This window comes from Yersinia sp. 1252 StPb PI, from assembly GCF_048593885.1.
Taxonomy (GTDB): Bacteria; Pseudomonadota; Gammaproteobacteria; order Enterobacterales; family Enterobacteriaceae; genus Yersinia; species Yersinia enterocolitica_E.
This window is the reverse complement of the sequence record NZ_JAZGQE010000026.1, coordinates 22,565-38,358: the sequence shown is the minus strand read 5'-3', so window position 1 is coordinate 38,358 and position 15,794 is coordinate 22,565. Positions and strand designations below refer to the sequence as shown.

The window sequence follows — 15,794 nt, the reverse complement described above, 5'->3', positions numbered from 1 at the left end:
AAAAAACAACATATTAAATTGGAATCAGAGACAAAAATAACATTACAGTTAGTCTGGTATTTATCAGCTAAAAAATGATTATAATCGTGTTTTGGCATTTTCTCTCTAAATGCATTTTTGTAAGGTAGAGCAAGATGGAACAGTTTGAAACAATCAGTGTTGAGCAGGCTCATAGCCGCCTGAAAGAGAATACCGCCGTATTGGTCGATATCCGCGATCCACAGAGTTATGAAGCGGGCCATGCACCCATCGCGTTCCATTTGACCAATAGCAGCCTGCATACCTTTATGCAGCAAACAGATTTTGAACAGCCCGTCATGGTGATGTGCTACCACGGCAATAGCAGCAAAGGGGCGGCGCAGTATTTGCTCCAGCAGGGCTTTGAGGCGGTTTACAGCATTGATGGTGGTTTTGAGGCATGGGCCAAAAGCTATCCACAAGACGTGGTACAGACCAGTTAGCTAATGCTCACCCAATTGTGATATTTTTAAACACTTTGATTAACATCTCGTGATACCCAATAGATTTCAAGAGGCAGGAAGGCGGCAAGGGAGAGAATCCCGATGAGCTGACTCAAGTCAGTGATTCGGGTAAGCGAGAGCAGCCAACACAGCTGCAACTTGAAAGATGAAGGGTATAAATATGATTCGTGTAATAGCAATCTCTAATCCGCGTCTGGCGCAGGCCTTTGTGGATTATATGGCCACTCGCAATGTGGTACTGGAAGTTCGGCCTGATACTCAGGGTGCAGAGATCTGGCTTGCCGATGATGAGCAATTGCCCTTGGTGCAGCAGGAGCTGGAACAGTTTTTGCTCGATCCCCTCAATCCACGCTATCAGGCCGCAAGCTGGCAATCGGGTAATTTACACTCAAATTTATCCTATCAGCGCTTTTCCTACCTGCAGACACTGCGCAGTCAGGCTGGCCCACTGACATTGAGTGTCATGGTGCTGTGCATCGCCATCTATATTCTGATGCAAATTATCGGCGATGCGGCCGTTATGTCATGGCTTGCCTGGCCCCGTGACGAGAGCCAATATCTACAACTCTGGCGCTGGGTCAGCCATGGTTTTTTACACTTTTCGCTACTGCATATCTTATTTAACCTGATGTGGTGGTGGTATCTGGCAGGACAAATGGAAAAACGGCTTGGCACCGGTAAATTGCTGGTATTAACTGTGGTATCTGCCCTGTTCAGTGGCTGGGGGCAATCGCTATTTAGCGGTGTGAATTTTGGTGGTCTGTCTGGTGTGGTGTATGCCTTAATGGGTTATGTCTGGCTGACCGGTGAACGCGCACCCGAGCGCGGTATCTCGTTGCCCCGAGGTTTAATGGCTTTTTCTGTCCTCTGGCTGATTGCCGGTTATTTCGATGTTTTAGGTTTGTCGATTGCCAATGCGGCTCACGTTTCAGGTTTGATTATTGGGTTATTAATGGCATTTTGGGATACGCGCAGCAGCGTAAGAACCACACAATAACTGCCTGAGCAACCAGGCGCATTAGGGGATTATAGTGAAGCAAACGCAGCGGCATGATGCGATTATTGAATTGGTACGCCAACAAGGCTACGTCAGCACTGAAGAGTTAGTAGAACATTTTGCCGTTAGCCCGCAAACCATCCGGCGTGATTTGAATGATTTGGCTGACCAAAACAAAATTCATCGTCATCATGGTGGTGCAGCACTCCCTTCCAGCTCAGTTAACGCCGCCTATAACGATCGTAAAGTGATGTGGTCGGAAGAAAAGGCCCGTATTGCACAGCGTGTTGCCAGCCAGATCCCCGATGGTGCAACACTGTTTATCGATATAGGTACCACGCCAGAAGCTGTCGCCCACGCGCTGATGAACCATAAGGGGCTGCGGGTGGTGACCAATAATCTTAACGTTGCTACCTTGCTGACGGCTAAAGAGGATTTCCGGCTGATTCTGGCTGGTGGTGAAGTTCGCACCCGCGATGGTGGGATTATTGGTGAGGCTACACTGGATTTCATTTCTCAGTTCCGTCTTGATTACGGCATCCTTGGTATCAGTGGTATTGATATGGACGGCTCACTATTAGAGTTTGATTACCATGAAGTGCGCACCAAGCGAGCAATTATCGAGAACTCCCGTTGTGTGATGCTGGTAACCGACCACTCAAAGTTTGGTCGTAACGCAATGGTGAATTTGGGGAATATGAATTTGATTGATTATCTGTTTACCGATCAGATGCCTCCTCCCAGTGTGATGAAGATTATTGAGCAGCATCAGGTTCAATTGGAGTTGTGTTAGTCGTTAAATTTTAGTTTTGGTGATCCGGTGCGGTTGTTAAAGCAACTCAAGTGCTCTAACAACCGAATCGGATCACCGAACACCGAACACCGAACCAGATCAACTATCCACTAAGTCCAAATCCAGTCCTTCCTCCCACATTTTGATAACAAAAATGTTACCTCCATCACGGGGAAATGTTTTTTTTTGGTTAACTCTTGGCTTGTTTGTTGGTTTTTGATTACAATCATGAGCGAAAACGAACATTAAAGAGCTGTTTCGAACATCTGGAGAGAGGAAGCATGGAAACCAAAGACTTGATCGTGATCGGTGGCGGCATTAATGGTGCCGGTATCGCTGCGGATGCGGCAGGGCGTGGCCTGTCCGTTCTGCTGCTGGAAGCGCAAGACTTGGCCTGTGCTACGTCTTCCGCCAGCTCCAAACTTATCCACGGTGGCCTGCGCTATCTGGAACACTATGAATTCCGTCTGGTAAGTGAAGCACTGGCCGAACGTGAAGTATTATTGAAACTGGCACCGCATATCGCATTCCCAATGCGTTTTCGTCTGCCGCATCAACCCCACCTGCGCCCAGCCTGGATGATCCGCACTGGTTTGTTCCTGTACGATCACTTGGGCAAACGTACCAGTCTGCCTGCCAGTAAAGGGTTGCGTTTTGGGCCAGAGTCGGTATTGAAACCAGAATTGGTGCGCGGTTTCGAATATTCTGACTGCTGGGTCGATGATGCTCGTCTGGTGGTGCTGAATGCACAAGAAGCGGTCGAGCGCGGTGGTGAAGTCCGCACCCGTACCAAAGTGACCCGTGCCTGGCGTGAACAAGGCCTATGGATGGTTGAAGCCATTGATGTGAATACCGGCAAAACCTTTACCTGGCGTGCCAAAGGCTTGGTAAATGCGACCGGACCATGGGTTAAGCAATTCTTCGACGACGGCCTGAAGCTGAAATCGCCTTATGGCATCCGCTTGATTAAAGGCAGCCATATCGTCGTGCCACGGGTTCATAATCAGCCACAAGCCTATATTCTGCAAAACGAAGACCATCGTATTGTTTTCGTCATTCCGTGGTTGGATGAATATTCCATCATCGGCACCACTGACGTGGAGTACCACGGCGATCCGAAAGAGGTGAAGATCGACTCACAAGAGATCGATTACCTGCTGAAAGTGTATAACGATCACTTTAAAAAACAGTTGGGTCGCGACGATATCGTGTGGACCTACTCTGGTGTACGTCCGCTATGTGACGACGAATCAGATTCACCGCAAGCTGTCACCCGCGACTACACGCTGGATGTGGCCGATGAAGGGGGTAAAGCACCACTGCTTTCTGTATTTGGCGGCAAACTGACCACCTATCGCAAACTGGCAGAACACGCGTTGGAAAAACTGTCTGGCTACTATCCGAATGTCGGCCCAGCATGGACCAAGACTGGCGCATTGCCGGGTGGTGATATTGGCGGCAGCCGTGACAACTATACTGTTCAGTTGCGCCATCGCTATAACTGGTTACCTGAAGGGCTGGCCCGCCGCTATACCCGTACTTATGGTAGCCATAGCGAGCTAATTTTGGCAGAAGCTACCAGTATCGAAAGCTTGGGTGAACATTTCGGCCATGGTTTGTACGAAGCAGAATTACGCTATCTGGTTGAAAAAGAATGGGTTGTAGAACTAGATGATGCGATTTGGCGTCGTACCAAGTTAGGTATGGCTCTGGACGATGCGCAGAAACAGCGCGTTGCCGAATGGTTGGCACAGGTGCAGGCCGGGAAACAACAGACATTATCGCTGGTTTCCTGATAGCCAACCCAGTTCGTCGATCTGCTTAAAAAAACCCTCTTCACAGTTGACTGTTGAAGAGGGTTTTTATTATTAGCTCAGTGGATATAACTACAGCCGGATAGGCTTAATATGCCAAATCTCATCGGCATATTCTTCAATGGTACGATCTGAAGAGAAGTAACCCATATTGGCAATATTGAGTAACGTCTTGCGCGTCCATTCGTCCGAATGGCGATATAGCGTATCAACCTGCTCCTGAGTATCCACATAGCTGCGATAATCAGCCAATAGCTGGTAGTGATCACCAAAATTGACCAGTGAATCGAACAGGCTGGTATAACGCTTAGGGTCTTCGGGGCTAAAGGTGCCCGTCGCCATTTGCGTCAATGCCAGATGCAATTCAGGATCTTCATCGTAATATTTCCGTGGGTTATAACCATTGTTACGCAGCACCTCGACCTGTTCGGTGGTATTGCCGAAGATAAAGATATTCTCCTCACCCACATGTTCGCGGATCTCGACGTTAGCCCCATCCAGTGTGCCAATGGTCAGCGCCCCGTTGAGGGCAAACTTCATATTACTGGTACCCGAAGCCTCGGTTCCCGCCAGCGAAATCTGTTCCGATAGGTCAGCCGCCGGAATGATCAACTGCGCCAGACTCACGCTATAGTTCGGAATAAATACTACTTTCAGCAGGTTATTAATCCGAGGGTCATTGTTGATTACCTTCGCCACGTCGTTGATCAATCGAATTATTTGCTTAGCATTGTAATAAGCTGATGCCGCTTTACCGGCAAAAATCACCACGCGCGGCACCCACTTCTCATCCGGTGCTTCGAGAATACGGTTATAGCGGGTGATAACATGCAACACATTCAGCAATTGTCGTTTGTACTCATGAATACGTTTGATTTGCACATCAAACAACGCGCCTGGATTGACCACAATATTCAATTTTTCAGCAATATAAGCCGCCAGCCGTTTTTTGTTCTCCAACTTGGCCTTTTGCAATGCCTGCAAGAAGCTTGGGTAATCGAGGTTTTTTTCCAGCTCACTGAGTTGGCTCAGATCAGTTCGCCAATTGTGACCAATACTGTCATCCAATACCGTAGCCAGTGGTCGGTTAGCCAACCCCAGCCAGCGCCGTGGCGTCACCCCATTGGTTTTATTGCAGAAGCGATTAGGGAAAATGTGAGCGAAATCGGCAAACAGTGACTGCACCATGAGTTCAGAGTGCAAAGCAGACACACCGTTAACTTTATGGCTGGCGATCACCGCAAGCCATGCCATACGGACCTTCCGCCCATGGGTTTCATCAATAATAGAGACTCGTGGCAACAGTTCTGGTTCAGACGGATATTGTTCCTGTACCAGTTTGAGGAAGTGATCATTGATATCAAAAATGATTTGCAGATGGCGCGGTAAGATTTTGCCAATCATGTCAATTGGCCAGGTTTCCAGCGCTTCGGTCATCAGCGTGTGATTGGTGTATGAGAACACCTGCTGCACCACGTCCCACGCATCCATCCAATTAAACTTATGTTCGTCGATCAACAGACGCATCATTTCAGGAATGGAAAGGACCGGGTGAGTATCATTGAGATGAATAGCAATCTTATCTGCCAGATTATCGAACGTCTGATGCATGGTCCAGTGGCGGCTGAGGATATCCTGTACCGTCGCCGACACTAAAAAGTACTCTTGTCGCAAACGTAATTCACGGCCGGAATAGGTAGAATCATCGGGATATAACACTCGTGATACGTTTTCTGAATGGTTTTTATCTTCAACCGCAGCAAAGTAATCACCCTGATTGAATTTACCCAGATTGATTTCATTACTGGCCTGCGCAGACCATAAGCGCAGTGTATTAGTTGCATCCGTATCAAAGCCGGGGATGATTTGATCATAAGCACAGGCGAGGATTTCTTCGGTTTCCAGCCAGCGAGTTTTGCTGCCTTCCTGCTGAATTCGGCCACCGAAGCGCACTTTATAGCGGGTATTATGGCGTGGGAATTCCCAGGCATTACCGTATTCCAGCCAGTTATCTGGCGACTCCATCTGTTGGCCATCCACTATTTTCTGGCTGAACATGCCATATTCGTAGCGGATACCGTAGCCACGGCCCGGTAGTGCCAGTGTTGCCAGTGAGTCCAGAAAACACGCCGCCAGACGGCCTAAGCCACCATTGCCAAGCCCAGGGTCGTTTTCTTCTTGCAACAGCTCTGACAGATTGAGGCCCATCTCATCCAGCGCCTGTTCGATATCTTCATAAATACCCATCGATAACAGTGCATTAGAGAGGGTTCGCCCCAATAAAAATTCCATCGACAGATAGTAAACCTGACGAACGTCTTGTGATAATTGTGCGCGGTTAGAACGTAGCCAGCGTTCTACCATCCGATCCCGTACCGCAAATAATGTCGCATTCAGCCAATCGTGCTGAGTCGCAATCGAGGGATCTTTGCCGACAATAAACATCAATTTGTAGGCAATCGAGTGTTTCAGCGCATCCACACTGACAACGGGTGAGGTATAACTGAACGGTGATGTCATAGCGGTTTTCCCAATTCGTGGTTACAACAAATCGACAACTAGAGACGCCGATAAAGTGACAGATATTGACCAGCAGCTACTTGCCAACCAAAGTCCAACCCCATTGCATGACGCTGAACATGACGCCAATGTTTTGGCCGGCTCCACAGAACAAAAGCACGGCGAATTGCCCGCACCAATGCCTGCGCATCGCATTCATCAAACACAAACCCCGAGGCGCTGCCATCCGCCAGATTTTCCAGCGCGCAATCCACCACGGTATCTGCCAACCCGCCCGTATGCCGGACCAGTGGCAAAGTGCCATATTTCAAACCATACAACTGCGTTAACCCACAAGGTTCAAAACGGCTAGGCACCAGAATCACATCCGCACCGGCAATAATTCGGTGAGAAAATGCCTCGTGATAACCAATTTGTACCCCAACCTGGCCGGAATAGTCTGCCGCTGCCGCCAAAAACTCCTCTTGTAGAATGGCATCCCCCGCCCCCAAAACCGCCAGTTGCCCACCTAGTTTCAGTAATTCAGGCAAAGCTTCCAGCACCAAATCCAACCCTTTTTGCTCGGTCAATCTACTGACCACGGCAAAAATAGGTTTCTTATCCGTCACCTCCAACCCCATCGTGGTTTGCAGATGCACTTTGTTCACCGCTTTCTGCTGCAGGTTCTCTATGTCATAGCAGGCATGCAGCAAGGTATCGCTCTGTGGATCCCAAATGGCGCTATCCACCCCATTGAGGATGCCGGTCAAACGCCCCTGACTGGCTCGCTCTTGCAGCAGCCCTTCCATGCCGTAACCAAAAGCAGGTTGGGTAATTTCTTTGGCATAGGTCGGGCTGACAGTAGTGACATGATCAGCAAAGAACAGCCCAGCTTTCAGATAGGAAATTTGACCGTAGAACTCCAGCCCGTACATTTGGAAAAATGCGGCAGGGAGTTGTAACTCAGCCAAATGGTACCCGGCAAATAGCCCCTGATAGGCCAAATTATGGACGGTAAATACTGATCGTGCCGGTCTACCACGTGCCGCCAGATAAGCACAGGCCAGCCCAGCGTGCCAATCATGGGCATGCACCACATCGGGACGCCAGAAGCCATCCAGCCCGCAGGCCAGCTCACACGCCATCCATCCCAGCAAGGCAAAGCGGCGATAGTTATCGGCGTAAGCATGCAACGACTGGTCGTGATAAGGGCTGCCAGCGCGGTCATATAACCCCGGAGCATCAATAAGATAGATACCAATGCCCTGATAATGGCCGTAGCGCAGAGAAACCCGTCCGGCAAAGGTGTCTATCTCCCTAACCAGCACGGTGTCTGGTATTCCACGACGCAAATCAGGGAAGCCCGGTAGCATGACCCGAACATCGGCCCCTTCAGCAATTTGTGCGGCAGGTAAAGCGCCGACAACATCAGCCAATCCCCCTGTTTTCAACAAAGGAAATAGCTCAGAACATACGTGTAAGACCCGCATCGTGACTCCTGACACCTATCGGATAAATAAAATAGCCCTATTTGACGTTGACGGCTAATTTCGCCAGCATCGCACGGGTCACTAGCACCACTCCGCCCTCCGAACGATAAAAACGGGCGCTATCTTCATCGGCGTTTTCCCCGATAACCATCCCTTCAGGTATGTGACAGGCGCGATCAATAATGCAGCGGCGTAAACGGCACGAGCGACCAACATTGACATCAGGCAGCAATACCGTGGAATCAATGGTACAGAACGAGTTCACCCGAACCCGAGGGAACAACACCGAATGCACCACTACCGAGCCAGAAACAATACAGCCACCGGAGACCAGCGAGTTCATGGTCATGCCATGGCTACCGGAGCGATCCTGAACAAACTTAGCCGGCGGCAACGGTTCCATATGGGTACGGATTGGCCAGGCACGGTCATACATATCCAGTTCTGGTGTGACCGATGCCAAATCCAGGTTGGCCCGCCAGTAGGCATCCAATGTCCCAACATCACGCCAATAAGGTGGCAATTCGGCATTGGAGGTCACGCAGGAGAGATCAAACGGATGTGCCCAAGCCGCCTTCTGTTCGGTAAGTTTGGGAATCAAATCTTTACCAAAATCATGGGTAGAGCCAGGGGTATTCATATCTTCTTCTAATAACTTGAACAGATAATTGGCATTAAAAATATAGATCCCCATACTGGCTAACGCCATATCAGGCCGTCCAGGCATTGAAGGCGGGTTCGCAGGTTTTTCAAAGAAAGCCGTTATCTGGTAATCCTCGTCCACCTCCATTACCCCAAATTCATTGGCTTCGTTAATGGGTACCGGGATACAAGCAACGGTGCACTCAGCGCCTTTCTCTACGTGGTCGATGAGCATGCGCGAGTAATCCATCTTGTAGATGTGGTCACCGGCCAGAATGACCACATATTCCGCCTCATAGCGGCGGATAATATCCAGGTTTTGATAAACGGCGTCCGCAGTACCTTTGTACCAATGCTCGGTGCTCAAACGTTGTTGGGCAGGCAATAAATCAACAAACTCGTTCATCTCCTCGTTGAGGAATGACCAGCCACGTTGAATATGCTGCACCAGAGTATGAGACTGGTACTGGGTGATGACACCGATACGGCGGATACCTGAATTCAAGCAGTTAGATAGCGCAAAATCGATGATACGGAACTTGCCGCCAAAATGTACCGCCGGTTTGGCACGGGTGGCGGTCAAATCTTTCAGGCGAGAACCACGACCTCCGGCCAGAATCAGCGCTACAGATTTATTCGGTAATTGTCTGGCTAACATCAATGGGTCTTTATTTTCGAATTTAACCATGGCTGACTCCTTAAGATTTCAGTACGAGCACGCAAATGTCATGCGCGGCTCCGTTCCATACGGTGAATGATTCCATCTGCTCTGACGGCCCAAAAGGAGGGATAACCTCCCATTCCCCCGCAGGTAACTGTATTTCACATTCTTGACCAGTGGCGTTAATCACCACCAGCCAGCGCTGAGACAACAGAATTTGCAGCTGTTTCTGGCAGCCATGTTCCCAAGCCGCATCACTCAGCACTTGCCCCTGACTATCCAGCCATTGCACATTGCCATCCCCCTCCTGCCACCATGCGTCCTTAATCAGGGCCGGAATTTGCTGGCGTAACCGGATAAGATCGGCGGTAAATGTCATTAATGAACGATCCGCACTGCCCCAGTCGAGCCAGGTGAGGATGTTGTTCTGACAATATGCATTGTTATTACCTTGCTGGCTGTGACCATGCTCGTCACCGGCCAGTAACATTGGCGTTCCCTGCGAGAGTAATAAGCTGGCCAACAATGCCCGCTGACAAGACTTACGCCGTTGCCAGATAGCCTCGTCAGCCACCAACCCTTCGCTACCAAAATTATTACTAAGATTGTTATCACTGCCATCACGGTTTTCCTCTCCATTGATTTGATTGTGCTTTTGGTTAAAACACAGCAAATCCTGCAAAGTAAAACCATCATGGGCGGTAATTTGATTGATACTGGCGGAAGGCAAACGCCCCCGCTGTTGGAACAGATTGCTTGAAGCGGCAAAGTGCTGCGCAAACAGCCCCAGCGGTAAGTCATCCCGTAACCAGAAACGGCGCATCGCATCACGATACTGGTCATTCCATTCACTAAAACCGGTAGGGAAGTTACCCAGTTGATAGCCTCCCAGACCAATATCCCAAGGCTCGGCAATCATTTTGCAGGCACGCAGCCGCTCATCGGCAGCCAGCGCGGCGAATAAAGGGGCATGTTGGTCAAAAGCCGGCGTGCGGCCCAGAACGGTACCCAGATCAAAGCGGAAGCCGTCAACATGGCAGCTATCGAGCCAATGATGCAGGCAGTCGATAACCCACTGCATGACATTAGGATGATTAAGCCGCAGCGTATTGCCGCAGCCAGTCATGTTGTCGTATTCACCGTCAGGAGTGAGCCAGTAATAGCTAGCATTGTCGATACCGCGCTGGCACAGGGTTGGGCCAAAAATATCCAATTCGGCGCTGTGATTGAACACCACATCGAGAATCACTTCGATACCCGCTTTATGTAACGCTTTGACCGCATCTCGCAGCTCTCGCAGCGGAGATATACCGTCACGGCCCGAGGCATAATCAGGATCAACGGCATAAGGCGCCAGCACGTTATAGCCCCAATAATTACCCAGCCCCATCTTCTGTAAACGAGGTTCATCGACGTGGAATTGCACCGGTAACAACTCCAGTGTGGTAATGCCCATGTCTTGCAAATAGGTAATCATGACGGGATGAGCTAACGCCGCATAGCTACCACGCAGATCAGCCGGAATATCAGGGTGCAGTTTGGTTAAGCCGCGCACATGGGCTTCATAAATCACGGTATTGCCCCAAGGAATAGCCGGTGACTTATCCTCCTGCCAGTCATATTCTTCATGTACCACAATGCACTTAGGTAAGGCCGCAGCACTGTCGCGCTCATCGGGCTGATTAACCCCCCCCTCCAAGCTTGGATCATCCGCCACTTTGCGATCTAATGCATGGGCACCGGGGTCTATCAATAATTTATGTGGGTTAAAACGATGCCCTTGTTGTGGGTCAAATGGCCCGCTGACCCGATAACCATAGCGCTGCCCCGGTTTACCTCCAGGCAGATAGCCATGCCAGATATCACCACTGCGGGCGGGCAAGGCAATCCTCAATTCTTGGTTATTGTCATCAAACAGACACAGTTCGACCTGTTCAGCATGGGCTGAAAACAGCGTGAAATTTATCCCAGCCCCATCAAAATGGGCACCAATCGGTGTCGGGGAACCACGGGTAAGGCCAGTCATCCTACCCCTCCCGTAACAGGTAAATAGTCGACAGTGGCGGTAGTGTTAACAACAATGAGTGCGCGTGGTTATGGCTACCGACATGCTGGCTATGGATCCCCCCCTGATTACCCAGATTGCTGCCACGGTAAAACTCAGAGTCAGAATTAAGTACTTCCCGATAATGCCCTGCCTGCGGAATGCCCACACGGTAGTCATAACGCGGCACCGGTGTGAAATTACTGATGGCAATCAGTTCGCCACCATTCGCATCACGGCGCAAGAAAGCAAACACTGAGTTTTCGTGGTCATCTACCACCAGCCATTCAAAGCCATCGGGCTGGTAATCTAATTCATAGAGTGGCGCATGTTGTTGATAGCAGTGGTTCAGGTCACGAACAAAACGCTGCACGCCACGGTGCCAGCCATTTTCATCATCCAGTAGATGCCAGTCCAGGCTGGTATCGAAATTCCACTCACGCCCCTGTGCAAACTCGCAGCCCATAAACAGCAGTTTTTTACCGGGATGCGCCCACATAAATGCGTAATAGGCACGCAGGTTGGCGAATTTCTGCCAGGCATCCCCTGGCATACGATCGAGCACCGAGCGCTTACCGTGCACCACTTCATCGTGGGAGATAGGCAAGATAAAATTCTCGGTATAGGCGTACAACATCCCGAAAGTCATCAGATTATGGTGGTACTTGCGATGAATCGGATCACACTGCATGTAATTGAGCGTGTCATGCATCCAACCCATATTCCATTTATAGTTAAACCCTAATCCGCCGGCATCGGGCGGTAATGTCACGCCAGGAAAATCGGTCGATTCCTCCGCCATCGTCACACCGCCTGGGCGCTCAACGCCGATGGTGTGATTGGTGTAACGCAGGAAAGCAATCGCTTCCAGATTTTCACGCCCGCCATAATAGTTAGGCACCCACTGCCCTTCAGCACGGCTATAATCGCGATAAATCATCGAAGCTACGGCATCGATACGCAATGCATCGATACCAAAACGTTCCATCCAGTAAAACGCATTGCCAGCCAAATAATTACGGACCTCATTACGACCATAGTTATAAATCAGGGTATTCCAATCCTGATGATAGCCTTCGCGCGGATCGGCATATTCATACAACGAGGTGCCATCAAACTGCATCAGCCCGTGTTCATCACTCGGGAAGTGACCGGGAACCCAATCAAGGATGACGTTAATCCCCGCGGTATGGAATGCGGCAACAAAATCTTTGAAATCCTGCGGAGTACCAAAGCGGCGGGTCGGTGCATATAACCCGAGCGGCTGATAACCCCAGCTGCCATCGAATGGATGTTCGTTAATCGGCAGCAGCTCGACATGGGTAAACCCCATGTATTTAACGTATTCAACCAGTTGCTCCGCCAACTCGCCATAACTGAGCCAATAGTTATTATCGGTATGGCGGCGCCATGAACCGAGATGGACTTCATAGATAGAAACCGGTGAGCGCAAATCATTGGCTTTCTGTCTTGCTGGCGTATTTTGCACCACTTCAGGTAACGGGCTGACCAACGAGGCAGTTTCTGGCCGCATCTGAGCTTCAAATGCATAAGGGTCCGCTTTTAAGCGCACCTGATCATTACTGTCTATTATCTCAAATTTGTACAACTGGCCGGCTTGTACGCCAGGCAGGAATAGCTCCCAAATACCATTTTCGCGCCGTAACCGCATCGGGTGGCGGCGACCATCCCAAAAGTTAAACTCCCCCACCACAGACACCCGTTTGGCATTAGGTGCCCAAACGGCAAAACTGACCCCCGCGACCCCATCAAGGCTCATTAAATGCCCACCCAGCCGTTCATAAGGGCGTAGATGGGTGCCTTCGGCCAATAACCAACTGTCAATATCCTGCAATAACGTCCCGAATCGATAAGGATCTTCGATGATTTGGGGACTGTCTTGCCAGGTAACCGCTAATTGATAACGAAACGGGCTTTTACGACGAGGAAGCTTCGCAATGAAAAAACCGCGCGGGTCTTCACTGGTCAACTGAGCAATGTTGCGCCCACTTTCCGTTTCGACCAGCCAGACTTCTTTTGCATCTGGCAGCAAAGCGCATATCTGTAACCCTTGCGCAGTTTGGTGCATACCCAAAATGGAAAAGGGATCGGCATAATGGCCGGAAATAATCTGATTAATCACCTGACGATCGGGAAGTACTGGCATGATTTCTTCCTATGATTAACGGCATGATTTTGAGCCAAATTCTGAACACTGACAGCAGAACCGACCTTTTCATCATGCAATCCATTTAGCGTTTAAAGAGTGACTAAGGTCAATGATTAACCAATTAGTTGATTTAATGCCCTAATACTCATTTTCTGACAGTAAAAGCTCGTCAGTTAACTTTTCTTACCCAAACTATAAGCATAGTCAAAGGCCGCCAAAAAAATCGGCTTACTATTAATGAAATTTTTTCTCATATGAATTAGCAAAAAAAACAGTGTGTAAACGGCGTAAGGCGTGCGTGAATGACGTAAAACCCTAAGTTAAGACGTAAAAACAGTGCGGATAACATCGGCCAGTAGAAATGCCCAAAACAGGGAACTGAGCTGACGTTTGCCCATATAAGGCCCTTTTTGCTTAAAAGGGGTAACGGTTAAAACTTTCTGCGGCTAAATGTGGTTACAATAGCGGCAAGAATTAGCATTTGTGGTTATCAATATGGGCGTAAGCCAAGCCGAACTGATTTTCTCCCTGCTACAACAGATGTGTGTGTATCTGGTGATCGCCTATCTGTTAAGTAAAACACCGCTGTTTATTCCGTTAATGCAGGTTACCATTCGGCTGCCCCACAAACTGGTGTGCTATCTCACGTTTTCCATGTTTTGTATCATGGGCACCTATTTTGGTCTGCATATTGAGGACTCCATCGCCAATACCCGTGCTATCGGTGCCGTGTTGGGCGGTGTTCTGGGGGGGCCATCGGTCGGTTTCCTGGTGGGGCTGACGGGTGGGTTGCACCGCTACTCCATGGGTGGGATGACCGCCACCGCCTGTATGTTGTCTACCGTCGCTGAAGGGCTATTGGGTGGCTTCCTCCACAGCTATCTGATACGTAAAAACCGCCTTGACTTGCTCTTCCAACCGCTGGTGGTTGCAGGCATTACGCTGGTCGCTGAAGTCCTGCAAATGTTAATTATTTTGGCCGTTGCCCGCCCATTCCATGAAGCTGTCGAGTTGGTCGGAAACATTGCCCTGCCAATGATGATCACCAATACCATTGGTGCTGCCATGTTTATGCGTATCTTATTGGACCGGCGGGCTATTTTCGAAAAATACACCACCGCCTTCTCAGCCAAAGCATTACAAATTGCCGCACGGGCGGAGGGGCAACTACGCCATGGTTTTGACCAACAAAACAGTATGCGGGTGGCTCGTATTTTGTATGAGGAGCTGGGCGTTGGCGCGGTGGCAATTACCGACCGCGAGAAATTACTGGCATTTATCGGCACCGGCGCCGACCATCACCTTGTGGGGAGTGCTATCACCTCAGACCATACCCACCGGGCGATTGAGTTGAATCAGGTGGTTTATGCCGATGGCAATGCCGTCCCTTATACCTGCTCTATTTCACCCAACTGCAAACTGGGTTCCACGTTAGTTATCCCACTACGCGGTGAAGAGCATCGGGTGATTGGCAGCATCAAGCTGTATGAACCAAAAAGTAAATTGTTCTCCAGTATCAACCGCACATTGGGTGAAGGTATTGCTCACCTGCTGTCCGCCCAGATTCTGGCGGGTGAATTTGAACAACAGAAACAGCTATTGGCACAATCAGAAATCAAGCTACTGCACGCGCAAGTAAATCCTCACTTCCTCTTTAACGCACTGAATACCCTGTCAGTAGTAATCCGCCGTAATCCAGACCATGCCCGCAAGCTGGTGCTTTCTTTGTCGACATTTTTCCGTAAGAACCTCAAGCGCAGCCATGATGTGGTCACGCTGAGCGATGAAATTGAACATGTGAATGCTTATCTGGAAATAGAAAAGGCACGTTTTGCCGACCGCCTCTCCGTTGAGATCTCATTACCTGATGAGTTGATGGAAGCGCGTTTACCGGCTTTTTCCCTGCAACCCGTGGTCGAAAATGCCATCAAACACGGTATAGCGCAGATGTTCAATAACGGGCGCATCACCTTGCACGGTAAGCTCGAGGGCAATACGTTGATACTGGAAGTGGAAGACAATGCTGGTTTGTATCAACCGCAACCAAACGGCGATGGGCTGGGGATGAATCTGGTAGATCGGCGAATTAAAGTCCGCTATGGCAACGAATATGGTGTCACCGTCCTAAGCGAGGCAGATAAATTCACGCGCATTACACTTAAGTTGCCCTTTATCACCGCGAGTGAGGGTTAACAGCGGTTA

10 protein-coding genes are annotated in these 15,794 nt (G+C 49.7%); 5 read left to right on the top strand and 5 right to left on the bottom strand.

All coding sequences use genetic code 11. The features are described from left to right. The first annotated feature begins 134 nt into the window (after positions 1-134). The 4 genes from glpE to glpD all read left to right on the top strand — a co-directional run bounded on the left by glpE (position 135) and on the right by glpD (position 4,068). Entirely contained in the window at positions 135-461 is a 327-nt protein-coding gene (gene glpE / locus V2A85_RS06380; RefSeq protein ID WP_372560307.1) for a thiosulfate sulfurtransferase GlpE, read from the top strand. Positions 462-642: 181 nt separating this feature from the next. Next, positions 643-1,479 (top strand): rhomboid family intramembrane serine protease GlpG, encoded by an 837-nt coding sequence (gene glpG, locus V2A85_RS06375; protein WP_420071088.1) that lies wholly within the window; start codon positions 643-645, stop codon positions 1,477-1,479. A 34-nt stretch (positions 1,480-1,513) separates the two neighbouring features. Continuing rightward, positions 1,514-2,272, top strand: coding sequence for a DeoR/GlpR family transcriptional regulator (locus tag V2A85_RS06370; protein WP_083161259.1), 759 nt, complete (start codon positions 1,514-1,516; stop codon positions 2,270-2,272). Between the two features lie 281 nt (positions 2,273-2,553). After that, positions 2,554-4,068, top strand: coding sequence for a glycerol-3-phosphate dehydrogenase (gene glpD / locus V2A85_RS06365; protein ID WP_420071087.1), 1,515 nt, complete (start codon positions 2,554-2,556; stop codon positions 4,066-4,068). Positions 4,069-4,158: 90 nt separating this feature from the next. On the opposite strand, the gene glgP is transcribed toward glpD, so the two are convergent. Genes glgP through glgB form a run of 5 tightly spaced genes read right to left on the bottom strand, consistent with a single transcriptional unit; the run spans position 4,159 to position 13,589 of the window. Then, positions 4,159-6,606: a glycogen phosphorylase gene (glgP, locus tag V2A85_RS06360; RefSeq protein WP_372560304.1), complete on the bottom strand. Its 2,448-nt coding sequence runs from the start codon at positions 6,604-6,606 to the stop codon at positions 4,159-4,161. Between the two features lie 38 nt (positions 6,607-6,644). After that, on the bottom strand, positions 6,645-8,075 hold the full coding sequence (gene glgA / locus V2A85_RS06355) for a glycogen synthase GlgA (protein WP_083161265.1): 1,431 nt from the start codon (positions 8,073-8,075) through the stop codon (positions 6,645-6,647). Between the two features lie 37 nt (positions 8,076-8,112). Continuing rightward, positions 8,113-9,405, bottom strand: a complete 1,293-nt coding sequence (gene glgC / locus V2A85_RS06350; RefSeq protein WP_083161267.1) for a glucose-1-phosphate adenylyltransferase — start codon at positions 9,403-9,405, stop codon at positions 8,113-8,115. Positions 9,406-9,415: 10 nt separating this feature from the next. Continuing rightward, a complete protein-coding gene (gene glgX / locus V2A85_RS06345; protein WP_420071086.1) occupies positions 9,416-11,404 on the bottom strand; it encodes a glycogen debranching protein GlgX in 1,989 nt (662 codons plus the stop codon). A 1-nt stretch (position 11,405) separates the two neighbouring features. Then, positions 11,406-13,589 (bottom strand): 1,4-alpha-glucan branching protein GlgB, encoded by a 2,184-nt coding sequence (gene glgB / locus V2A85_RS06340; protein ID WP_102970495.1) that lies wholly within the window; start codon positions 13,587-13,589, stop codon positions 11,406-11,408. Between the two features lie 498 nt (positions 13,590-14,087). On the opposite strand from glgB, the gene V2A85_RS06335 reads away from it, so the two are divergent. After that, positions 14,088-15,785 carry a LytS/YhcK type 5TM receptor domain-containing protein gene (locus V2A85_RS06335; RefSeq protein ID WP_420071085.1) on the top strand — a complete coding sequence of 566 codons (1,698 nt, stop codon included), beginning with the start codon at positions 14,088-14,090 and terminating at the stop codon, positions 15,783-15,785. Positions 15,786-15,794: the final 9 nt, after the last annotated feature.

Coding starts and splice junctions, on each gene's coding strand:
- glpE (WP_372560307.1), top strand. CDS start 135: ATGGAACAGTTTGAAACAATCAGTGTTGAGCAGGCTCATAGCCGCCTG.
- glpG (WP_420071088.1), top strand. CDS start 643: ATGATTCGTGTAATAGCAATCTCTAATCCGCGTCTGGCGCAGGCCTTT.
- glpD (WP_420071087.1), top strand. CDS start 2,554: ATGGAAACCAAAGACTTGATCGTGATCGGTGGCGGCATTAATGGTGCC.
- glgP (WP_372560304.1), bottom strand. CDS start 6,606: ATGACATCACCGTTCAGTTATACCTCACCCGTTGTCAGTGTGGATGCG.
- glgA (WP_083161265.1), bottom strand. CDS start 8,075: ATGCGGGTCTTACACGTATGTTCTGAGCTATTTCCTTTGTTGAAAACA.
- glgC (WP_083161267.1), bottom strand. CDS start 9,405: ATGGTTAAATTCGAAAATAAAGACCCATTGATGTTAGCCAGACAATTA.
- glgX (WP_420071086.1), bottom strand. CDS start 11,404: ATGACTGGCCTTACCCGTGGTTCCCCGACACCGATTGGTGCCCATTTT.
- glgB (WP_102970495.1), bottom strand. CDS start 13,589: ATGCCAGTACTTCCCGATCGTCAGGTGATTAATCAGATTATTTCCGGC.
- V2A85_RS06335 (WP_420071085.1), top strand. CDS start 14,088: ATGGGCGTAAGCCAAGCCGAACTGATTTTCTCCCTGCTACAACAGATG.